Genomic DNA, 22,335 nt, shown 5'->3' on the forward strand with positions numbered 1-22,335 from the left:
CGAGTCCGCGGCGCGGGAGCCGTCTACCAGGCTACCGTCACGCCGGCCCAGTCGAGGATGCCCTTGTCCATGTTGTACACGTTGGTGAAGCCGTTGTTGATGAGCTGCGCGCAGGTTTTCCGGGCGCGGTTGCCGGTGCGGCAGTAGGCGAGCACCGGGGCATCGCGGTCGAGCCCTTCGAGCTCCGGAGGAAGCTGGTCGAAGCTGTCGTAGCGCATGTTCAGCGAATCGCGCAGATGCCCGTCGCCGTACTCCTGCGGCGAGCGCACGTCCAGGATGGTCACGCCGCCCCGGTCGACCAGGTCCTCGGCGGCCTCGCTTGAGATCAGGTGGTAGGCGCCCGAGTCGAGCGCCCGTTGCTCCTCGGCCGTGATGATGACTTTGACCGAGCCTTCCCCGTCTGCCATGCTGTCCTCCCGCCTGCCCTTCCCGACACGGCGAGCGGGGGAAGGACGTAAATGTATCTAAGATAATTACAGTTTATGACGGTAACAGTAATTCTCTTCGCGGGGCCTGTCAAGCGGAAGTTCCCCTGCGCGGTGAAAAAACCGGGCAGCCGCTTGCGCGGGGGCGCACGCGTCCCTGCGCAAGCGGCTGCCATCGGCGAGGGTGCAGGGCCGCACGGGATCTGCACCCGCACCGCCACGGGCGCAGGGCCGCGTGCTACCCTACTTGCGCGAACAGGTCGTTGAACGCCTCGCTCATGGTGGGATGCGTGTACACGGCGTCGCGCAGCACCTGGTAGGGAAGCCCGGCATCCATGGCCAGCTTTATTGTGTTTATCATCTCGTAAGACTCCTCGCAGAACAGATGGGCGCCCAGGATGCGGCCGGTGCCGGCATCGACAACGGCTTTCAACAGCCCCGTGGGCTTCTGCAGCAGCTGCGCCTTCGGGATGGCCGCGGCGGGCAGCTTCGCCACCTTCACGTCGAAGCCGGCGGCACGCGCCTCCTGCTCGGTCATGCCCGCGCGCGAGAGCGGCGGGTCCAGGAACACGCTGTAAGGCACGGTGCCGCGGTTCGCCGTGGTTCGCGCGCCGTCGCCCAGCACGTCCGCCTTCACGATGCGGGAGTCGTCGAGCGAGATGTAGGTGAACTGCAAGCCGCCCGCCACGTCGCCCAGCGCCCAGATGTTCGGCGCGGTGGTGCGCAGGTGCTCGTCGGTGCGCACGGCGCCGCGTTCGGTGAGCTCCACGCCGGCCGCCTCGAGGTTGAGGCCGTCCACGTTGGGGCGGCGGCCGGTGGCCACGAGCACGGCGTCGGCGGGCAGGCGTTCCTCGGCGCCGGAGATCTCCACCGTCACGACGGCCTGGTCGGCTTCGTCGTCGATGCGCCGCACGCCCGCTCCGCGGATCACCCGGATACCGCGCCCTTCCACGCTGTCCAGCACGGCCGCGGCTATCTCGGCGTCTTCGCGGGGCAGGAACGCGTCCTCGTTCTGCACGACCGTGACCTGCGAGCCGAAGTTGGCGTACATCGAGGCGAACTCCATGCCGATGTAGCCGCCGCCGATGATGACCAGGCGCTCGGGCAGCGTGCGCACGTCGAGCAGCGTCTCGCTCACGTGCACGCGCGGTCCGTCGACGCCGGGGATGGGCGGCACGAACGGGCGGGCCCCCGTGTTGATGAACGCCTGCGCGGCCTCGATGGTTTCCCGGGTGCCGTCCGGCTTGGCCACGGTCAGGTGCGTCGCGTCGGCGAACGAGGCCGTGCCGTCCACCACCTCCACGTTTGGCAGGTCGGCCAGCTTGCGGTAGTTCTTGCTGCGCAACAGGCCGGTCACGCGATCCTTCTCGTCGACGGCGGTCGCGTAGCGCGCGGCACGCTCGCTGAACGTGCCGCCTTGCGCTGCCGACAGCGCGGCGGAATGCACGAGCGACTTCGTGGGGATGCAGGCCACGTTGATGCAGGTGCCGCCGTACATCTTCGGAGACTTCTCAACCAGTGCCACCGTCTTGCCCGCTGCGGCGAACGCGCCCGCCAGCGTCTTGCCGCCCTTGCCGAATCCTATGACGGCTGCGTCGACTTGTCTCATGATGTTTCCTTTCAGGAAAGGGGGATGGTTCGCTGCTCGTGGTGCTCGTGGTGCTCGCAGGGCCGGGGGCGTCGGGGAGCGTGCCGGCGTGGCGCGACTCGTCGAGGTTGCGTTTGCCCACACAACTACGAGTTCGGTCGTGGCGGCACGCTCCCCGACGCCCCCGGTTCTGCGATCGGCGTGCCGTGCAAGCCGGGAGAGCGGGAGGGGGTTGGAATGCGGGAGGACGGTGCTTGCGCCGCGGCTAGGCGCCGTCCGGCGTGGAGCCGGCCACGGTGCCGTAAGGCCAGTCGACGATACCGCCCATGTCGTTTACCTCGGTGAAGCCCAGGGCAACCAGCTTGTCGGAGGCCTGCTTGCTGCGCACGCCGGTGCGGCAGTACACGATGAGCTTGTCGTCGGTGCTGCCCAGCTGCGAGGGCTGCGTCGACCCGATATCCTCGTTCGGGATGTTGAGGGCGCCGGGCACGTGCCCGTCGGCGTATTCCTTGGGCGTGCGCACGTCAACCACGGTAACGCCTCCCTCGTCGATGAGGGCCTTGGCCTCTTCCGCCGTGATCTTATGGTAGGCGCTTGCGCCCCTGCCGGCATCCGCGCCCGAGCCCGTACCGGCATCCGCGCCCGATCGGGTACCCTCGCCCGTGTCCGGGCTGCCCGTCATGCCGCCGGTCTGCGCGCTGCAGGCCGCCAACGCGAGCGTCGCCGTCAAGGCGAGCGCTCCTGCGACCATGATGAGCGACCTGCCCCTGGTCCTGTTTTTTCTCATATCCGCTCCCTCCTACGCCTTCCCATTTATTGTATCCATTTCAGATACAGTTATTGACTGTAACAATAAAGCATACAGTTCTAAAAGTCAACACGGTCAGTAGGATTTCTCCCGCGAGCGACGCAAGCGAAAACAAAGGGGGATTCTGCTAGATTCTCGTTAGCTCCCCGCAAGATCTGGCGGAATGCTGCGTCGGAACCGCGCAAGGTTCTCGCGGTTTTGCACGGGCCTTACTGACGGTCGCGGTGCAAGGTTGCGGCGGTAGGATACATGCCACGAAGCGCGGAGGCGGCGCGGTTCCACACCCCTTTCCACTCCTATCCCCGCGTGTTGGGCGAAACGGAAGGGTGGTGGAAACCATGACCGATTTGGTGCTTATGGCGGTGGCAATCCTCGAGCTGGCTGCCAGTACGGTGCAGTTAGTGGCTGTAATACTGGAGCGGCTCCCAATCCGCAAGGACGGGGAGCCCCCAAAGTAAGACCAAACCGCCGAAGCGATTCGAGAGCCGTGGGGAGTTAGCAGCTCCCTGCGGCTCGCCTGCATTATAGCACGGCCTCGCGTCGTCCGCCACTTATACCGGCAGGGGCTTCGGCAAAATCCTCTTCCGACCGCGGCGCAGCCTGCGTGGCTGGCCGGCAACGCCGACGGTCTGCACGATGGCCGGCAACGGCGCCATCCTGCATCAAGCTCCGCCGCCCGTGCTTGCCTCTTGCGCCTACCCCGCCACCTTCGCGAACAGGTTGTTCAGCTCCTCCGTGACGGTGGGGTGGGTGAACACGGCGTCGCGGATGTCGGCGGCGGTGCAGCCGTCGTCCAGAAAGCGCTTCGCCAGGTTCACGATCTCGGGCGCGCCCGAGCAGTACAGGTGGATGCCCAGCACGCGCTCTGTGGCGTTGTCCACGATGCCCTTCATGAGCAGCGCCTCCTTGCCCAAGAGCGGCACCTTCGGCAGGTCGTCGGCCGTCATGACGGCGCAGGCCACGTCGAACCCCTGGTCGCGCGCCTCCTGTTCGGTCAGGCCGACGTGGGCGAGCGGCGGGTCGGCGAAGATGCAGGACGGCACGGCACCGCGGGTGCCCTTCGTCTTCGTGCCGTCGCCCAGCACGTCGGAGGCCACGATGCGGTAGTCGTCGTACGACACGTAGGTGAACTGCTGCGGCTCCGTCACGTCTCCCATGGCCCAGATGTTCGGCGCGGTGGTGCGCAGGTGCTCGTCGGTGACGATGGCGCCGCGCCCGTCCACCTGCACGCCGGCGGCCTCGAGGTTCAGGCCGTCCGTGGCGGGGCGCCGCCCCGTGGCCACGAGTGCGAAGTCGCCGGGCAGGCGCACTTCCTTGCCATCTACGTCGGCTATGACCAGCACCTGCGCCACATCGTCTTCCAGGCTCTTCACCTGCGCGCCCAGCATGAGCTCGATGCCTCGCTGCTCGAAGTTCTCGCGCACGGCGCGCGCCATGTCGGCGTCCTCGCGCGGCAGGAAATCCTCCCCGCCCTGCAGCACCGTCACGTCAACGCCGAAGTCGGCGAACAGCGAGGCAAACTCCAGCCCCACGTAGCCGGCGCCCACGATGACCGTGCGCTCGGGGAGTATCTTCACGTCCAGCAGCGACTCGCTCGTGTACACGCGCTTGCCGTCCGCACCGGGAATGTCGGGCAGCGCGGGCACGGAGCCGGTGTCGATGAACGTGCGCGCCGCCTCCAGCTGGCGCTCGCCGTCGGCCGTGCGCACGGACAGGTGCGTGGCATCGACGAACGTTGCCTCGCCGTCGATGACCTCGATGCGCGGGTTGTCGGCGAGCGTGCGGTAGCTCCGCTCGCGAAGGCGGGCCGTGGCCTCGTTCTTCTCGTCGATCACGGCCTCGTAGCGCTCGGCACGCGCCGGGAACTCGCCGCCTTCGAACGCGCTCACGGCCGCTGCATGCACGAGCATCTTCGAGGGGAGGCAGGCGGTGTTGACGCAGGCCCCGCCGTACATGCGGCTCGAGCGCTCGATCACGGCGACGGTGAGGCCCGCGCTCGCCAAGTCGAGCGCCAAGGGCTTGCTGGCTGCTCCGAATCCTATGATCGCCGCATCTACCTGGTCCATGGCTCTTCCTTTCCTCGGGGCCCGCGCGGCCGGGTGCCGCGTGCACGCGCCTACGGCGCAACGGGTTGATTCTGGTGGGTGCGCGCTTTGCGCGCGCTGTGCCCATCGTACGTCTTGCTCGCGCGCATACCCTGTCGCGCGGGCTTCCTTGCGCCGTGCGATAACCGAGCCGTTGGCAAACCGCGATGCAGCCCGCCGCGCGCCGTCCAGGCAACCGCCTCCGAACAACGACGCACGCAGCCTGCCAAAACCTTTATACTGTCAGTGAAGGAAGCTCGCCGGCGACAAGCGCGTTCGAAGCGGACGTGCGCGAAAGGAGCGCGACATGAAGATCAACAAGGTATTGGTGGCCGTGGACGAGTCCGAGGGCGCCCGGCGCGCGCTCGAGCTGGCGGAGGCCCTGGCTGCGCCCGATCCCGACATGCACCTCGATCTGGTGTACGTGGTTCCCATCCCGCTGCTTGACGAATCGCAGACGGCCAGCTTCAAGGATATCCTCGACATGATGATATCCGACGGCGAGGACGTGCTGGCCAAGATGGAGGAAAGCCTGGGCGAAGACGTGGCCGCGCGCACCGAGACCCTGCTCATGACGGGCGTGAACCCTGCGACGGAGATAATCAAGCTCACCGAGCAGCGCGATTACGATATGGTGGTCATCGGCAACCGCGGTCTCGTCGGCCTCAAGGAGTACATGGGCAGCGTGAGCCACAAGGTGCTGAACGGCACGAGCCTCCCGGTGCTTATCGCCCGGTAGCGTTTCGCCGATAGCAGCTGCACGCAAGCGCACCGCTGGGGGGCGGTGCGCGGCGGCCTCGCGTCCCTGCGGGGCCGCCGCAAAGAGCAAGGAGGAGAAATTTGAGGGAACGCAAGAACTCGTTGGTCCTGTTCAGCAAACCGCCGGCGCCGGGATTGGTGAAAACTCGCCTGACAACGCTCAAGGACGGCGTGTTCACGCCCGAGGTGGCCTCGGCCCTGTACCACTGCATGCTGTTCGATGTGACGGAGGTCTGCTGTGCGGCGCTCGCCGACCTCGAGGCGCGTTCGGCCGAGCGGGCCGAAGCCGAGGGCGTGCGCGACGTGTACGAGCTGGTCATTTCCACGACGCCGGCGTCGAACGTCGGGGTCATGCGCGACCTGTACTACAAGGCGGGCTCGTGGCCGCGCCCGCTCGCGTTCATCGCCGACGAGGGCTCGAGCTTCGACGAGCACTACAACCATGCGTTCGCGCAGGCGTTCGAGCGCGGTGCCGACGCGGTGCTGTCCATGGGCGCCGACATGCCGGCGCTCACGAAAGCCGACGTCATTGCCGGATTCGACGCGCTGCACCGCTTGGACGACGTGGAGGGCGGCGGCATCGTGCTGGCGCCGGACCAGGAGATGGGCGTATCGGTGATCGGATGGACGCGCGAGACGGACTTCGACCACACGGGCGTGTTCTACAATCCCGACGGCCTTACCGTGCTGCCCGCCTATATCGCGAAGGCGCGCAAGCAGGGGCTTCCGGCGCTGTACCTGCCGCCCATCCCCGACGTGGACACCATGGCCGACCTCATGCACGCCATCACCGTGGTGGAGGCGCTGTGCTACTGCGCGAAGTACGACGACGTCACGCCGCCGTGGCGCACCGCCGACGCCCTGAAGCAGATGGGCTGGGACGAGGTGCGCGTACCACCGAACGATCTGCACGACCCCCGCGAGGGGATCGACTAAGGAGAAGCCGCCACGAGGGCGATGCTGTGCGGAGGAGCGCGCGATGCTCCTCCGCACAGCGCACGTTCTCCTGGCATGCTTTCCCGCCTTTCCTCCCGCCGCCATGTCCTCCTGTCTTCGAAACGCTGGCAGCGCGATTTCCGATGCCGTTTGCACTGCGTCATCTCCTGCCTGCGTCGGATCCTACGTCATCCTGCGAACCCCGCGTTCGGTGTGACAAGTGGCCTCGTCCTGTCAGGATCGCGAAATGTCCTGGCGGGGCACTCACCTATCGTTCTCGAGCTTGAAATCGCACCGTTTTGACCGCTGTGAAGCGATTTCCAAGGCTTGGAGGCCCCTTCGCGCGGCGTGGCGGAGAAGACGGGAGCGTTTTCCCAGCTCGCCGACCGCGTATCCTTCTCGTGCGAGCTCGATGAGCTTCACCGCGGTCAAAACGGTGACTCGAGAGGGTCGATATCGCGAAGAACCCATGCTAGACCGCGCCAGATCCTCCGCGAACGGACGTGTGGCGCATTGCTGATGGGTTGGTGTCCGCTGTGTGCGAAGGTCGGCGTGCGACCGCACGGGACTGCATACTTGAGGTTCGAGATTCTGCAGACGCGAAGGAGCGGCGATGGAAGGCGTGGATCGAACAGGCGGCACGGCGGCCGATGAGGCGCGGGTGCGCGAAGCGGCAGAGACGCAGCGAACGGCCAAGGCGGCGGAGGCGAGCGGCCCCGCGCGCCCTTCGACGGTCCCTCCGCCCGCTTCGCCCACCACCGAAGGTGTGCCTGCTGCCGCCGTGCGCGACGCGCAGGAAGCCGCCGCGGCCGAGCGCGCCCGCGAGCTGGCCGCCGCCTCCGCCAGGCAGGGCGACGTGCCCGCCGCCGAGCCCAAGCCCGAGCGCAAGCGCGGCGTGGCGGCCGTGTTCGCGGGCCTGCTTTTGGCCATGTTCGTGTCCACGCTGTCCGAGACGGTCACGGCCACGGCGCTGCCCACCATCGTGGGCGACCTCGGCGGCGTCGACCACATGCAGTGGGTGACCACGGCCTACATCCTGGCCTCCACCATCATGATGCCCATCTACGGCAAGCTGGGCGACCTGTTCGGCCGCAAGTACCTGTTCATCGTGGCGCTTTCGGTGTTCATCGTGGGCTCGGCCACCTGCGGGCTCGCGCCCAGCATGGACGGCCTCATCGCGGGTCGCGCCGTGGAAGGGCTCGGGGGCGGCGGCCTCATCATCTTGGCGCAGGCCACCATCGCCGACATCATCCCGCCCCGGCAGCGCGGCAAGTACATGGGCGTCATGGGATCGGTGTTCGCCGTGTCCACCGTGGTGGGGCCGCTTCTGGGCGGCTGGTTCGTGCAGGTGACGGGCTGGCGCTGGCTGTTCGCTTTCAACATCCCGCTGGCGCTCTTGGCCATCGCGGCCGTGGCGTTCTTCCTCACGAACCCCGAGCGCCGCGACGACCGCCCGCCGGTGGACGTGGGCGGCATGATGGCCATGGCCGTTTCCGTGTCGTCGCTCGTGCTGGCCACCGCATGGGGCGGCACGCTGTACCCGTGGCTGTCGTGGCAGATCATCGGCTTGTTCGCGCTGTTCGTGGTTGCGGCCGTGGCGTTCGTGCTGGTGGAGCGGCGGGCGAAGGAACCCATCATCCCGATGCTGCTGTTCAAGAACCGCAACTTCGTGGTGTGCACCATCACGGGCATGTTCATCATGCTGGGCATGATGGGCACGGTGTCGTACCTGCCCACGTACTTCCAAATCGTGGACGGCCTCGCGCCCGAGCAGGCCGGGCTCATGACGTTCCCCATGATGGCGGGCGTGCTGCTCACGGCGGTGGGCACGGGCTTTTTGGCCACGAAGACCGGGCGCTACAAGTGGATGCCCATCGCCTCGTGCGCCGTGGCGGCGGTGGGCTTCGTGCTGCTGTCGCGCCTGACGCCGGATACGTCGCTGCTGATGACGGGCGTGTTCCTGTTCATCCTGGGCTTCGGCATAGGGCTGGGGCAGCAGATCCTCGTGCTCATCGTGCAGAACGAGTTCCCGCACGCCATCGTGGGCACGGCCACCGCGGCCAACAACTTCTTCCGGCAGATCGGCTCCACGCTGGGGGCGTCGCTCGTGGGCGCGCTGTTCACGTCGCGCCTCGCCGCCGACCTGGCCGCGCAGCTGCCGAAGACCGACAACATCAGCATGAACCGCATCACGCCCCAGTTCATCGATCACCTCGGCGGTCCCGCGCGCGACATCATAACCACCGCGTACTCCGACGCGCTCGTGCCCATCTTCCTGTACGTGGTGCCCCTGCTGGTGGTGGGCTTCCTCCTCATGCTCACCCTCAAGGAGAATCCCCTGGCAAAGAGCGTGAACCACACCGGCCACCCAGGGGACGACGCGCTGTAGGGGCATGAGGGCTTTTCCGGCTTCACGACGCCGAATCGGGCCCCTCGTGCCAAAAACGAGCCGTTTTGGCAATTCATATGAGGTAACTATGGATATGTTCGAAGAACGCCACCTGGTGAAACGCCCTCGTTGCTCGCTGTATGAGCGTCGGGAGCCCCCGAAGCCGTGTCGCGATTGCCAAACCGGCTCGTTTTTGGCAGAAGCGGGAAAAAACGGCGTCACTACCGGCGCAGCTCCCAGAAGGCCACGGCGCTGGCGGCGGCCACGTTCAGGGAGTCCACTCCGTGCTGCATCGGGATGCGCACCGTGTAGTCGCAGGCGGCGATGGTGGTGGGCGCTAGGCCGTCGCCCTCGGTGCCGAACACCAGCGCGAGCTTCGGCTCGGCGGCCAGGTCGGCGTCGTCCAGCGGCACCGAGTCGTCCGACAACGCCATCGCGGCCGTGGCGAATCCCAGATCGCGCAGCAGCGGAAGGCCGTCCTCCGCCCAGGCGCCCTTGCCCGCGCGCGGGTCCGCCTCCTCGCCGATGCGCGTCCACGGCACCTGGAACACGGTTCCCATCGACACGCGAACCGCGCGGCGGTACAACGGGTCGTAGCACTCGGGCGTCACGAGCACGGCATCCACGCCCAGCGCCGCGGCCGAACGGAAGATGGCGCCCACGTTCGTGTGGTTCGTGATGTTCTCCAGCACGGCCACGAGCCGCGCATCGCGCACGACGTCGGCCACGCTCGGCGGCGCGGGGCGTTTGAATGCCGCAAGCGCACCGCGCGTCAGCTCGAACCCCGTGAGCCTTGCCAGCTCCTCGCGCGGCGCCACGAATACGGGCACCTCGGGGTGCTCGGCCTCGATGCGTGCGATCACGGGCTGCAGGGCGTCGAGCCACTTAGCCTCCATAAGCAGCGACAACGGTTGCATTCCCGCCTCGAGCGCCCGCTCTATTACGTTGCCCGACTCCGCGATGAACACCCCGCGCTCCGGTTCCAGCCGGCTGCGCAGCTGCACGTCGGTCAGCCGCGCATACGCATCGAGCCGCGGGTCGTCGAGCGTCGAGATCTCCACTAGGGGCATGGCGGGTACCTTCCTCGTTCCGTATCGTTCGCAAGGACTATACCAGAAGCCGGCGCCTCTATGCCGAAGCGCTCGGACGCCTCGCCCCTTCGGCAATCGCTCGGCCCGGTTTTAGCACAGAAATCACCGAATGTTGCGCTTGCCGGCCGAATAGTTGTTGCTCAGATTTCTGTGAACTGCGGAAATGCTCGCAGTACGCCTGGCGGCGGCAGGTTGAGCCTCCTTGGAGGCGGAAATATGTGCAACTTTCGGTGATTTCTGTGCTAAAAGGCCCTCAGCGCCTGTTGCAGGCAGCGCGGACTTCGGCTGCCACGTCGCGCACGTTCGCCAGGCCTTGCGTGCAGAACTCGTCGCAGGTGAGCATCTGCGCGCCGATGTGGGCCATGTCCTCTATGTTCGCCGCCTGCACGGCCGGGGTGCGCGACGAGGTGCAATCCTCGATGACGGCCACGTTGTAGTCGAGCGAGAGCGCGTCGTAGCAGGTGGTGCGAATGCAGTTCGGCGTGGTGGTGCCGATGAGCACCACCGTCCCCACGCCCAGGCGACGCAGCACGTTGTCCAGATTCGTGTTGAAGAACGCGGAGAAGCGCGGCTTCACCACCACGCGGTCGCCGGGTTGCGGCGCGAGCGGCGCCGGCTCGTCGAGCGAGTGCGGATTCGCGCACGCCCGCGACACGGGCTTGCCGCCGCCATCCCAGGCAGCGTGGCGCACCGCCTCTACGTCCGAGCCGTCCTCGGCGTACTCGCGCACGACGTGGAACACGGGCATGCCCAGCTCGCGCGCGTGGTCGAGCGCGCGCGAGCACGCGGGCACCGTGGCCGCCGCCCCTTCCACGCACAGGGCCGATGCCGGGTCGATGAACCCGTTCTGCATGTCGATGATGATAAGGGCTGCCTTGCACGGATCGATCATAGCGTGCTCCCTTCCCCGAGCTCGAACACGTTCTTGTGGAAGTCTATGATACCCTCTTTCCTCATCCGCGACAGCTCGGCGCACATGGCGCTGCGGTCAACGGACAGGTAGTCGGCCAGCTCCTGGCGGTCGAACGGGATGGCGAACCGGCTCGCTTCCGCAGCTTTGGCCTGGTCGGACAGGTATGACAGCAGCTTGGCGCGCGTCGTGCGCTGCGACGTGTGCTCTATCTTGCGTGTGAGCGCGTGCGCGCGGCGCGCCACGATGCCCAGCAGGTTGCGGACGAGGCGCGCGTGGAACGCACACGACGCAGGGCACAGGCTGGTGACGCGCCGCACGTCCATGAGCAGGACAAGCGCGTCCTCGGCCGCCACCACGTTGAGGTCGAGGGGAAGGCCGGGCTCGCAGGCGTACACCTCGGCGAACGATTGGCCGGGGCCGAACGACGCCAGGATCGTGCGGTTGCCCCAGTAGTCCTCCTTCTCCAGCCGCACCGCCCCCTCCAGCACCAGCCCCATGCACGTGGTCACGTCGCCCACGCGCAGCACGGCCGACCCTTGTGGGTAGCGGCGCTCGCGTGCGCCCAGGCAGTGCAGCAGCGCCTCGAGGTCGTTGTGGTCGATGCCGTCGAACAGCGACGAGCGGCTGATGACGGGAAGATGGCGGTCCATCGATCTCCTTCGTTGGAATTACAACGGAACATCTTATGCCAGTATCGTAGGGTGGGGCGTGTCAGGCAAGAAGGAATTCGCGCGATCGCCCGGCATGGGGCCGCGAGTGGCGCGAGACGAAGGGAAGGACGACGGTATGGACACCACGATGTTCTGCTTCCAATGCGAGCAAACTGCCGGATGCGCCGGGTGCATGGGCGCGGCGGGTGTGTGCGGCAAGACGGCGGCCACAGCGCAGGTGCAAGACGAGTTGACCGGCGCACTTGTAGGTCTCGCACTCACGGTGCAGGCGGCGAAAGCGGCCGAAGGCGTGAAGGCGGCGGTGTGCGGCGAGGCCGATAACGTGGCAATGGAAGGCCTGTTCGCCACGCTCACCAACGTCGATTTCGATGATGCATCGTTGCGTGCGCTCACAGCTCGAGCGCACGCCGAGCGCGACCGCATCGCCGCCGCGCTCGGCGTGGAGGCCGCTTCCGACTACGATCTGGCCCTCTTGTGGAACGCGCCGGAGGATGTGCGCTCGCTTAAGTCGCTCGTGTTGTTCGGCTTGCGCGGCGTAGCCGCCTATGCCTACCACGCGGCCGTGCTCGGCTACCGCGACGAGACGGTGTCGGCTTTCCTTCACCAGGGTTTGGCTTCGCTCGCCGACAACGAGGCCGGCGCGGACGAGCTGCTGCCGCTCGCGCTGCGCGTGGGCGAGGTGAACCTGCGCTGCATGGAGCTGCTCGACCAGGCCAACACCGAGACGTTCGGCACGCCCGAGCCCACGCAGGTGGCGCGCACGATCGAGCCGGGGCCGTTCATCGTGGTGTCTGGGCACGACCTGCTGGACCTCAAGCTCGTGCTCGACCAGGCGGCGGGCCGCGGCGTGAACGTCTACACGCACGGCGAGCTGCTGCCCGCGCACGCCTATCCGCTGTTCAAGCAGTATCCGCACCTCAGAGGCAACCTGGGTACCGCGTGGCAGAACCAGCGCGAGGAATTCGCGAACCTGCCCGCGCCCATCCTGTTTACCACGAACTGCCTCATGCCGCCCGCTGCATCCTACGCCGATCGCGTGTTCACGACTGGTCCCGTGGCGTTCCCTGGTATGGCGCGCATCGACGCGAACAAGGACTTCGGCCCCGTCATCGAGAGCGCGCTGGAGCTGGGGGGGTTCGCCGAGCCGCGAGCCGTCGCGGCGGAAGAGGGGGCTTGGCTCACCACGGGTTTCGGGCATGGCGCCATCCTCGGCTCGGCAGACGCGGTGGTCGATGCCGTGAAGCAGGGCGCGATCAGCCATTTCTTCCTGGTGGGCGGCTGTGACGGCGCGCGGCCGGGCCGTGGCTACTTCCGCGACTTCGTGCGGCGGACACCCGCCGACAGCGTGGTGCTCACGCTGGCCTGCGGCAAGTTCCGCTTCAACGACCTGGACCTCGGCACGGTGGCCGGCCTGCCTCGTCTCATGGACATGGGGCAGTGCAACGACGCGTACGGCGCCATCCGCGTAGCCGTCGCGCTGGCTGAGGCGTTCGAGTGCGGCGTGAACGACCTGCCGCTCACGCTCGTGCTGTCGTGGTACGAGCAGAAAGCCGTGAGCATCCTGCTCTCGCTGCTGAACTTGGGCATCAAGGGCATCTACCTGGGTCCGACGCTGCCCGCATTCGTGTCGCCCGGCGTGCTGGACGTGCTTGTCCGCGAGTTCGACGTGCACCCCATCTCCACGCCCGAGGAAGACCTCGCCGTCATCTTGGCGTGAGCCGAAGGGGGAGTAGCGGGGTAGGGGGCGGGCGCTTGTGCCTGCCCCCTACCCCGCTACTCCCTTCCTAGATGTCCACGCCCAGGAACTGCTTCACCAGGATACCGATGACGAACGAGAGCGCGGCCACGCCCAGGCTGATGCCGGCCATCTGGCCGAAGCGCTTCTTGAACGGCAGGTCCTGCGCCACGGAGATGTAGTAGTTGAACACCACCAGGATCAGCAGCACGATGACGATCATGGTGGCCATGGCCCACAGGTAGTGCGCCTCGTCGAACAACAGGTACGGCAAGATGAGCAGCGCCACCGTCACCAGGTAGGCGATGCCGGTGTACGTGGCGGACTTGAATGCGTCCTCGCGGCCCTCGCTCTTGGATGACAGGTACTCGCTCGACGCCATGGAAAGCGTCGCCGCAATGCCGGTGATCAGGCCTGACAGCGCGATGAGGCGGGTGTTCTGCATGGCCAGCGTGAGGCCCGCCAGCGTGCCCGTCATCTCCACCATGGCGTCGTTCATGCCCAGCACCATGCTGCCCACGTACGACAGGCGCTCCTCGTCGAGCATCGCCAGGAGCGCCTGCTCGTGCGCCTCCTCGTCGGCGCGGATGTCCAGCGCCTCGGGGGCCTCGCGCGCCAGCTCCTCGTAGGAGATCTGCGCCTTGGCCTCGCCCTTCTCCATGAGCTTGACGGCGAACGTGAAGCCGAACACGAGCGCGATCAGCGCGTAGCGGCGCACCTTGCCGGCTTGCGGGCGCATCTCCTCGCCGGTGTAGCGCTGCCAGATGGCGGCGTGTTTTGCCTCCTCGTCGGCGATGCGCAGAAGCGTGTCGCGGTTGCCCGCGTCCTTCGTGCGCCGGGCGATGCGGCGGTACACCTCGGCCTCCGTCACCTCGTTCTGCTGGAACGCGCGGATCTGCGCGAGGGCCGCGGGCGAGAGCCGCGCGGCATCGGGCTGGTTGTTGCTGGTCATGGTGCTCCCTCGTTGCCGGTACGTCGAATCAACAGCACAGTATATCCGATTCTGCCGCCGCCGCAGCTCCGGCGTTCTCCCCCGCGGGATGCCTGCGCTATGCCCCGGGTCCCGTCGCGGCTCGCCTCGCGCGCCGGTCGGCCAGCACCAGCCAGGAGAGCGCCGCGGCCATGAGCATGAGGCCTGCGGCGTCGAAGGCTATGAACCGGATGATGGAGGCTGCGAGCGCCGCATGGCCGACGGGGAGCGACAGCAGGATCCACGACTCGCCTGTCAAGCCCACGACCTGCTGCACGAGCAGGACGGCGAACAGCGCGCGGAAGCGGCGCGGGTTTGCGATGACGGGGGGATAAGTGGCGTTCCACATGAGGAAGGCCACGCCCAGCCCGCGCACGGCGGCCGCGCCCGGAACGCCCGCCAGCTCGAACCCGGCCGCGAACGCCTCGGGCCACAGCGCGAACGACGCGGCGCACTGCACGTTCACGGCGAACACGAGCGCTACCGCCACGCGCGCCGCAATGCCCGCTGCCCTCTGGCCGCGCGTCATGCGACGGTTGCCCATCTTCCGGTTGCCCGTCTCCTGGCTGCCCAGGCGTCGGTTGCCCATGTCGTGTATCCTTCCGTCACCGTGTCCGCAGCTTGCCGAGCTGTCTGCTGCCCGCCGCCTCCCGCAGGTCGAAGCTGCAGGCCGCACGCAGCTCGCCGATCTGCGTGCGCCTCCCGCCGCCCGGCCGCCTCCCGCCGCCCGGCCTCCGCCTCCCGCCCTCCCGCCGCCCGGCCTCCGCCTCCCGCCCTCCGGCCGTCGCCTCTCGTCATCCGGCCTCCGCCTCCCGCCGCCCGGCCGCCGGCTCTCGCAAGCCGCAAGCTGCCTGCCGTTCGGCGTCGCTCGCTCCCGCTTCCGCAGGTTCGGCGCGTCAATGTCGCGCTGATCCGCCTCAAGTGTCAAAAAACGGTCGCTTTGGCAAGCGAAGCGGCGCCTGTCGACCGGTGTTTCGCCCATAGCGTTGCAGAAACCGCAGGTCACGTGTTCCCATGGAGACGATCGCCGCAGTCTCCGTTTGCCAAAGCGGCCGTTTTTTGACACTTGCGAGCAGGTTACGCTTCAGGGATGGGTGGCCGCGCATGTTGCGAGCGACCCGCCAGCCGAGGCTCCACCCGTCGCGGGCTCGCTGCCACGGGCTGCCAAAGCGCCTGCACCGTGGAGTGTAGCGCATTCGACGCCGCGTGCGTTGACGAGGGGTATACTGCTTGCAGACCATCGGCTGAAAGGAAGCGTCCATGACCACCGAGCCCGAACTTGCGCCCGCGCCTATCGCGCCCATCGACCACCCGTGCTTTGACGATTTCGTGGCCACCATCGCCGCACTGCGCGCTCCGGACGGGTGCCCATGGGACCGCGCGCAGACGCATCGGAGCATCGCGCATAACATGATCGAGGAGGCCTACGAGGCGGTGGACGCCATCGAGTCCGGCGACACGGCGCACCTGCGCGAGGAGTTGGGCGACGTGCTGCTGCAGGTGGTGCTGCAAAGCCAGATAGCAGCCGATGCGGGCGCGTTCGACATCGACGACGTGTGCGCTGACGTGAACGCGAAGATGATCCGCCGCCATCCGCACGTGTTCGGCGAGGCGCGCGCGGACAACGCCTCCGAGGTGCTGGACCTGTGGGACCAGGTGAAGCTGGCCGAGCGCTCCTCCCAGAATGCGGCAGGCATCGTGCCGAGCGCCGGGGCTTCGGGCTCCGATGCGGCGGCAGGCGCCGGCGTAGCCGGCCAGGTCGCACAAAGTGAGGGCTTGCTCGACGGCGTGCCCACGAGCTTCCCCGCGCTCATGCAGGCGCAGAAGGTGTCGCGCAAGGCCGCGTCCGCCGGCTTCGAGTGGGATTCGCTCGACGATGTGTGGGAGAAGGTGCGCGAGGAGGTCGACGAGCTGCGCGCCGCCTACGCCGCCGCACCGAAGGCCGCGAACGGCAAGGTCGATGCCGGCGCGGCCGAAGGCGATTCCGCGGCGGCCGAGCAGGCGGCGGCCAGCGTGGAGGACGAGTTCGGCGACGTGCTGTTCTCGCTGGTCAACGTGGGTCGCCGCATGGGCATCGATGCAGAGAACGCGCTGCGCGCCACGTGCGGCAAGTTCCGCCGCCGCTGGTCGTTCATGGAGGGCGCGGCCTGGGCGCAGGGAACGACGGTCGAAGCGCTCGCTCCCGAAGAGCGCGAGGCCCTGTGGCAGCAGGCCAAGGACCGCGAGCGCGCGTAGCCTTGCGGGGTGTGGCTGCGGCGAACCCCGGCTGCACCTCGCGCCCGCCCTGCGCGTCCACCCGACCGCCTAAACGAATCTTTGCAGGCCGTGCGATGGCGCCAGGCTCCCGCAAGCGTTAAACTATACGTCCGACATCATATTTCGCTTGAGAAGGCGAGGAGGGCGATGCGACCTGCATGGGAACTTGGAATCGCAAAAGGCTCGTCGGTGCAAGAAGAAGACGGGGGGGCTCATCTCCGGTTTCTGACCACGACACGCTCTCCGGGCTGCTGAGCAGGAGCGGGTTCGACAAGCGGGTGCGCATGATCATCGACGGCCACCCGAACGAGTCGTACCTGCTCGTATACGGCGACATCGACCGCTTCAAGGTCTACAACGACCTGTTCGGCGCGCCGGCGGGCGACCGCCTGCTCGCAGACATCGGCGCCATGATCCGCGACCTCATGCCCGCCGGGGCGGCGGCTGCGCGCCTGCGGGCCGACCACTTCGTCTGCTGCTGCTCGCGTTCCTCGTTCGATCCCGACCGCATGCTCGCCGCGCTCGACGCCTGGTTCGCCTCCTATCGCGAGGACTTCACCTTCTTCGTGCGCCTGGGCATCTTCCCCATCGACGACCCCTCCCTCGACGTCAACCTCATGTGCGACCGCGCGCTGCTGGCCCTGCGCTCCGCGAAGAGCGGCTACGTGGGAAGCAAGTACGTGTTCTACGACGAGAAGCTGCGCTCGTCGGTGCTCAAGGAGCAGGAGCTCGCCGGCGAGATGATCGCGGCACTCGAAGGCGGCCAGTTCGTGCCGTACTTCCAGCCGCAGTACCGCTACGCCACGGGGCGCATGATAGGCGCCGAGGTGCTGGCGCGCTGGAACCATCCGGCCAAGGGGCTGCTGGGGCCGACGGAGTTCATCCCCGTGTTCGAGCGCAACGGCCTCGTTGCCACGTTCGACTACTATATGTGGGAGCAGGCGTGCCGCTGCCTGCGCATGTGGATCGACGGGCGGGGTATCGAGGGCGCGCCCCGGCTGTCCGTGAACCTGTCGCGTGCCGATATCTACCGGTCCGACCTCTGCACGTACTTGGAGGGCCTGATCGAACGTTACGACGTTCCTGCGGAGCTGCTGCACCTGGAGATCACCGAAAGCGCGTACATGGAAGCGCCCGAGCAGCTTATCGGCGCCGTCACGAAGCTGCGCGCCGCCGGATTCGTCGTGGAGATGGACGACTTCGGCAGCGGGTACTCGTCGCTCAACACGTTGAAGGACGTACCGGTTGACGTGCTGAAGCTGGATATGGGCTTCCTCGGCGCGAGCGCCAGCTCGCGGGGCGGGCTCATCCTCGCGTCGGTCGTGCGCATGGCGCGCTGGCTCGACCTGCCCCTCATCGCCGAGGGCGTGGAGACGAAGCAGCAGGCCGCTTACCTGGCCAGCGTCGGCTGCGACTACATGCAGGGCTACCTGTTCTCGAAGCCGGTCGACCGGGAGACGTTCGAGAAGCTGCTCGAAGGCACGGCTGTCGAGGACCTTGCGCACCCGTTTGCGGAAAGCCTGCAGGACGGGGCCGCGGAGTTTTGGGATGTCGACTCGCAGCTCTCCCTCATCTTCAACAGCTATGCAGGGCCAGCGGCCATTGCCGAGTACGATGGGGAGACGTGCGAGCTCATCCGCGTCAACGGCGAGTTTGCCCGCTTGCTCGATTTAGACGACGAAGCGGCGTCGGCGGAGCTTGTGCGCAAGAACTTCTTGGGCGTGCTGCAGGAGGAGGACCGCGCCGCATTGGAGGAGGCGCTGCGGGCGGCGAGCGAAGGCGATGCGGCGTGCGATCTGCGCTACCGCAGCGCTGCCGGCAAGGGCCGCTGGCTCCGGCTGCATTTGCGCCCGCTCTCGCGCACGGATAGCGTGATCAGCCTGTACGTGCTGGCGGAGGAGACGACCGAGGAGCAGGTTCTGCGCGACCGCCTGGCGGCCCCGCGTGATTCCATTCCCGGCGGCCTGCAGCGACTTCGCCGGCAGAACGAAGCCCGGCAGCAGCTGTACGACGCCATACCGTGTGGAATCGTGCGCTATACCGTGGGCGACGGCCAGCATATCGTCTCAATCAACAAGAAGGGCTGCGAGCTGCTGGGCTACCGTGACAGGGAGGAGTTCATCGCCTCATCGGGCGACAACGCGCTCATGCCCATCCATGAGGACGACGTGCCGCGCCACCGTGCGGGCATCGAGCGCTTGAGGAACGGCTCGAAGCCCCTCGACTTCGCGTACCGCTACTATCGCAGCGACGGTACCGTTGGCTGGCTTGAGGGGACGTCGGCATACGAGCTGGGCCCGGAGGGCGAACCGATGATCCAGAGCGCCTTCCTCGACGTGTCCGGTCGGCGCCGGAAAAGCCACGAGCTCGATCTGCAGCGTTTCACGGAGGTGCTGTGCTCGGTATACGACGAGATATTCGAGTTCGACCGCATGGACGACCGGTACCACGTGCTGTATTCCGCCCTGCACCCCGAATCGATCGGCGTCGCGCTTCCGCTAGAAGAGGCGCTCGGGCGGTGGATGGCGCACATTCCCGATGGCGTGGAGCGCGCCGGCCTGCGCAAAACCTTTGACGAATGCCGTGCGAACGTCAGCGGAAAGCCGTCTTCCTGCACGTACAAGCTGTCGAAAGGCGGCAACGCCACCTGGTGCCAGAGCACGTTCATCCGCGTGTCCGATACCTGCACGCTGTGCTGCAACAAGGATGTCACGGAGGGCCTGGCCACCGAGGATCGCAGGCGGGCGTGGCAGGACGAGCGCTACCGGCTGCTCACCGAGATGACGAACAAGATGAGCTTCGACTACGATTCCGACACCGACACGGTCCTGCTGTACATCGATCGTACGGGCGACGGCGTCGAAGCGCAGGTCATACCGCATTACTTGGAAAAGCTTGCCAGCGCGCGCAGCGGCGTGGTGCATCCCGACGATATGGACGACGTGCGCAGGATGTTCGAAGACGCCCGGGCCGGTGCTGCGGAGGTGAGCGCGAAGTATCGGGCGAACTACTACGGTCACGGCTACGCGTGGTACCGCGCGAACCTGTTCGTCGCGCACGACAATGCGGGCGCATGGCATCTCGTGGGCCTCATCGAGAACATCGAGGACGAACGCGACCTGCGCTACCGTGCCGAGAACGATGCCGCCACGGGGCTGAGCAACCATGCAACCACGCAAGACCTGGTGGCAGCGGCGCTTGCGAAGCCCGCCGTTCGCGAGCACAGCGTGTGCGTGGTGCTGGACATCGATGACTTCAAGGCGGTAAACGACAACTCCGGCCACATGGAGGGCGATGCGCTGCTGCGCAAAGTGGGCTCGGTGCTGCGCTCGAGCTTCCGCGAGAGCGACGTCATCGGCCGCGTAGGCGGCGACGAGTTCGTGCTGCTGCTGAAAGAAGTGGATATGGATGTGGTGCTGCGCAAGTTGAACCAGGTGCGAGCCCAGATATCTGCCACGACGGTGCCCGGGCTGGGCCACGCCCCCACCCTCAGCGTGGGCGTGTATGCTACCTGTTCCGACGACCGCACGTACCGCGACGTGTTCACCCGTGCCGACGAAGCCCTCTACCAGGCGAAACGCGCTGGAAAGAACCGGATCCAAGTCTACGGCTCCTAGCGTCCATCCGCTCCCTGCCGGCAGTGCGCCCGTCGGCCCTCGCGCCCGCACCCTCCCGGCAGCAGCCGGTCTGACCCTGCCGTCCTGCGCATCCGCGGCGGTCGTGCCCGCGCCCGCGCCGGCCTTCCCGTCCCCGCTCTTTTTCCCGCCGATATCCCTTGACCTTCGACTTGGTTCAGGCCGTAAGGTGAGGCCAGCTTTTCAAACTGCAAGGGGAAAGGGAGGCTCATCATGGAGAAGCAGGACAATGGGGAGATCCGGGCGAACGAGGCCGGGCAGGAGGCCGACGAGGCCGTGCGCGCCGCCGGCGCGCCGAGGCGCGGCATGGACCGCCGCAACTTCCTGAAGGGTGCGGCGCTGTCCGCCCTGGGCGTGGCGTCGGCGGGCGCGCTGGCGGCCTGCGCGCCGCAGCAGAACGGTGGCAAGGCGGCGGATGCGTCCGACGGCGCGAAGGCCGGCGAGGACGAGCCGTTCAAGGCCGAGGAGACGGTGGACGCCGACGTGGTGGTGGTCGGCTGCGGCGCGGCCGGCTTCATGGCGGCGCTGCGCGCGTCGAAGGGCGGCGCGCACGTGGTGGTGCTGGAGAAGGGCGACAGCATGGCGGCCCCGAACGGCATCTACGTGTCCGGCCCGTTCGCCGTGGGCACCGACGTGCTGCAGAACAAGCCCGGCGGCACCACGCTCACCGTGGACGACGCGTTCTACCACGTCATGGAGTACTCGCACTGGACGCCGAACCCCGCGCTCATGCGCCGCTGCCTGGAGACGTCGGCCAGCGCCGTGGCCCAGCTCGAGGAGATCGGCTACACGTTCGAGGAGAAGAACTTCCGCTTCGAGACGCCGTTCATGGGTGAGAAGGGCGGCTTCCACGCCATCACGAACGCCTCCGACGAGCGCGCGAAGCTGTGGGAGCAGGCGCTGGCCGACCACAACGTGGACGTGCGGTTCTCCACGGCCCTCGTGTCGCTGGCTACCGCCGACGACGGCTCCGTGACCGGGGTGAACGCCGTCGAGAAGGACAAGAAGAACATCACGTTCAACGCCAGGGCGACCATCTTGGCGGCGGGCGGCTACCTGGGCAACCGCGATTTGCAGGAGCGCTTCCTGCACACGCGCAAGCTCAACGTGGCGCGTGGCGGCGACTCCATCTGCACGGGCGACACCATCCTCGCGGCCGAGAAGGCCGGCGCCGCGCTGGAGAAGACGTACGGCTACTGCCCCTGCGAGTACGGCGGCACGCACGCCGACGCGTCGCGTCCGGCCAAGCAGGACAAGTTCGACCAGAATACCGCGTTCAAGTTCGGCCTGTACGGCTGCCTCTTGGTGGACGCCGAGGGCAAGCGCTTCATCAACGAGGGCCTGCTGTGCGACTATCCCATGAGCTACGGTTCCGAGCAGATCCTCAAGAACTCGCCGTGGTACGCCGTGGTCGACCAGGCCTACGTGGACGCCATGAGCACGCAGGGCCTCTACAACTACACCACGGCGAAGGGCGCCACCGAGGACACGTGGTTCATCGGCAACTACTTCAAGGACCGCATCCTCGAGAACCTGCCCGCCGACATCGAGGAGGGCATCAAGGAAGGCTGGTGCTTCAAGGCCGACTCGCTGGAGGAGCTTGCCGAGCACTTCGGGCTTGACGAGCTGCCCCAGACGGTGGCGCGGTACAACGAGTTCTGCGACGCCGGCGCCGATGCCGAGTTCGGCGCGAACCCGTGGTACCTCTCGAAGGTGGCCACGCCGCCGTTCTACGTGACCGAGAACGAGCCGAGCGCCTGGAGCACGTTCGGCGGCGTGCGCATCGACGACTGCTGCCGCGTGCTGTCCGCCGAGACGAACGATCCCATCCCCGGCCTCTACGCTGCGGGTACCGACGCGGGCAGCCTATACTACTCGCCCTACTACGACATCCCCGGCTACTGCTACGGTCTGTGCATCGATTCCGGCTACATCGCCGCCGAGGAGGCCGTGGCCGCGCTCAAGGCGTAGGGTTTCACCAACTCCGAACGGTCCCGGCGGCGCACCCCCCCCCCGCGCCGCCGGGGCCCTCTCCGACCGCCCCGCCGCCTCCTCTCCCTCCAACGGCGGGGCGC

At 67.3% G+C, this 22,335-nt stretch carries 16 protein-coding genes; 7 read left to right on the forward strand and 9 right to left on the reverse strand.

Translation table 11 applies throughout. From position 1 onward, the window contains the following. Nucleotides 1–23: 23 nt before the first annotated feature. The 4 genes from BN3560_RS07900 to BN3560_RS07915 all read right to left on the reverse strand — a co-directional run bounded on the left by BN3560_RS07900 (nucleotide 24) and on the right by BN3560_RS07915 (nucleotide 4,887). Nucleotides 24–407, reverse strand: a complete 384-nt coding sequence (locus BN3560_RS07900) for a rhodanese-like domain-containing protein (RefSeq protein ID WP_096227629.1) — start codon at nucleotides 405–407, stop codon at nucleotides 24–26. A gap of 256 nt (nucleotides 408–663) precedes the next feature. Continuing rightward, nucleotides 664–2,034: an FAD-dependent oxidoreductase gene (locus tag BN3560_RS07905; RefSeq protein WP_096227630.1), complete on the reverse strand. Its 1,371-nt coding sequence runs from the start codon at nucleotides 2,032–2,034 to the stop codon at nucleotides 664–666. Nucleotides 2,035–2,278: 244 nt separating this feature from the next. Next, nucleotides 2,279–2,800 (reverse strand): rhodanese-like domain-containing protein, encoded by a 522-nt coding sequence (locus BN3560_RS07910; RefSeq protein ID WP_227153570.1) that lies wholly within the window; start codon nucleotides 2,798–2,800, stop codon nucleotides 2,279–2,281. A gap of 716 nt (nucleotides 2,801–3,516) precedes the next feature. After that, complete coding sequence (locus BN3560_RS07915) at nucleotides 3,517–4,887, reverse strand: dihydrolipoyl dehydrogenase family protein (protein ID WP_096227632.1); 1,371 nt, start codon at nucleotides 4,885–4,887, stop codon at nucleotides 3,517–3,519. Between the two features lie 325 nt (nucleotides 4,888–5,212). Here BN3560_RS07915 and BN3560_RS07920 point away from each other — a divergent pair, with 325 nt between their 5' ends. The 3 genes from BN3560_RS07920 to BN3560_RS07930 all read left to right on the forward strand — a co-directional run bounded on the left by BN3560_RS07920 (nucleotide 5,213) and on the right by BN3560_RS07930 (nucleotide 8,989). Beyond that, the gene (locus BN3560_RS07920; protein ID WP_087191789.1) at nucleotides 5,213–5,644 is read left to right on the forward strand and encodes a universal stress protein; all 432 of its coding nucleotides are present in this window, start codon (nucleotides 5,213–5,215) and stop codon (nucleotides 5,642–5,644) included. A gap of 101 nt (nucleotides 5,645–5,745) precedes the next feature. Beyond that, complete coding sequence (locus BN3560_RS07925; protein ID WP_096227633.1) at nucleotides 5,746–6,600, forward strand: TIGR04282 family arsenosugar biosynthesis glycosyltransferase; 855 nt, start codon at nucleotides 5,746–5,748, stop codon at nucleotides 6,598–6,600. A gap of 613 nt (nucleotides 6,601–7,213) precedes the next feature. Beyond that, entirely contained in the window at nucleotides 7,214–8,989 is a 1,776-nt protein-coding gene (locus tag BN3560_RS07930) for an MDR family MFS transporter (protein WP_096227634.1), read from the forward strand. A 221-nt stretch (nucleotides 8,990–9,210) separates the two neighbouring features. On the opposite strand, the gene BN3560_RS07935 is transcribed toward BN3560_RS07930, so the two are convergent. The 3 genes from BN3560_RS07935 to BN3560_RS07945 all read right to left on the reverse strand — a co-directional run bounded on the left by BN3560_RS07935 (nucleotide 9,211) and on the right by BN3560_RS07945 (nucleotide 11,643). Then, complete coding sequence (locus tag BN3560_RS07935; RefSeq protein WP_096227635.1) at nucleotides 9,211–10,059, reverse strand: TrmH family RNA methyltransferase; 849 nt, start codon at nucleotides 10,057–10,059, stop codon at nucleotides 9,211–9,213. 274 nt (nucleotides 10,060–10,333) lie between these two features. Then, complete coding sequence (locus BN3560_RS07940; RefSeq protein WP_096227636.1) at nucleotides 10,334–10,972, reverse strand: cysteine hydrolase family protein; 639 nt, start codon at nucleotides 10,970–10,972, stop codon at nucleotides 10,334–10,336. Continuing rightward, nucleotides 10,969–11,643, reverse strand: coding sequence for a Crp/Fnr family transcriptional regulator (locus BN3560_RS07945; protein ID WP_096227637.1), 675 nt, complete (start codon nucleotides 11,641–11,643; stop codon nucleotides 10,969–10,971). Before BN3560_RS07945 ends, BN3560_RS07940 begins: the two co-directional genes overlap by 4 nt. Nucleotides 11,644–11,779: 136 nt before the next feature. Here BN3560_RS07945 and hcp point away from each other — a divergent pair, with 136 nt between their 5' ends. Continuing rightward, nucleotides 11,780–13,381: a hydroxylamine reductase gene (hcp, locus tag BN3560_RS07950; RefSeq protein WP_096227638.1), complete on the forward strand. Its 1,602-nt coding sequence runs from the start codon at nucleotides 11,780–11,782 to the stop codon at nucleotides 13,379–13,381. A gap of 67 nt (nucleotides 13,382–13,448) precedes the next feature. On the opposite strand, the gene BN3560_RS07955 is transcribed toward hcp, so the two are convergent. Continuing rightward, nucleotides 13,449–14,351 (reverse strand): VIT1/CCC1 transporter family protein, encoded by a 903-nt coding sequence (locus tag BN3560_RS07955; RefSeq protein WP_096227639.1) that lies wholly within the window; start codon nucleotides 14,349–14,351, stop codon nucleotides 13,449–13,451. A 97-nt stretch (nucleotides 14,352–14,448) separates the two neighbouring features. After that, nucleotides 14,449–14,958 carry a hypothetical protein gene (locus BN3560_RS07960; protein ID WP_227115134.1) on the reverse strand — a complete coding sequence of 170 codons (510 nt, stop codon included), beginning with the start codon at nucleotides 14,956–14,958 and terminating at the stop codon, nucleotides 14,449–14,451. Nucleotides 14,959–15,629: 671 nt separating this feature from the next. Between BN3560_RS07960 and mazG the strand changes: the two genes are divergently transcribed. The 3 genes from mazG (at nucleotide 15,630) to BN3560_RS07980 (ending at nucleotide 22,231) form a co-directional block, all read left to right on the forward strand. Next, nucleotides 15,630–16,604 carry a nucleoside triphosphate pyrophosphohydrolase gene (mazG, locus tag BN3560_RS07970; RefSeq protein ID WP_096227640.1) on the forward strand — a complete coding sequence of 325 codons (975 nt, stop codon included), beginning with the start codon at nucleotides 15,630–15,632 and terminating at the stop codon, nucleotides 16,602–16,604. A 179-nt stretch (nucleotides 16,605–16,783) separates the two neighbouring features. Continuing rightward, entirely contained in the window at nucleotides 16,784–20,242 is a 3,459-nt protein-coding gene (locus BN3560_RS07975) for an EAL domain-containing protein (RefSeq protein ID WP_096227641.1), read from the forward strand. A gap of 231 nt (nucleotides 20,243–20,473) precedes the next feature. Further along, nucleotides 20,474–22,231 (forward strand): FAD-dependent oxidoreductase, encoded by a 1,758-nt coding sequence (locus tag BN3560_RS07980; RefSeq protein WP_096227642.1) that lies wholly within the window; start codon nucleotides 20,474–20,476, stop codon nucleotides 22,229–22,231. Nucleotides 22,232–22,335 lie beyond the last annotated feature (104 nt).

This window comes from Gordonibacter urolithinfaciens, from assembly GCF_900199375.1.
GTDB classification, from domain to species: Bacteria; Actinomycetota; Coriobacteriia; order Coriobacteriales; family Eggerthellaceae; genus Gordonibacter; species Gordonibacter urolithinfaciens.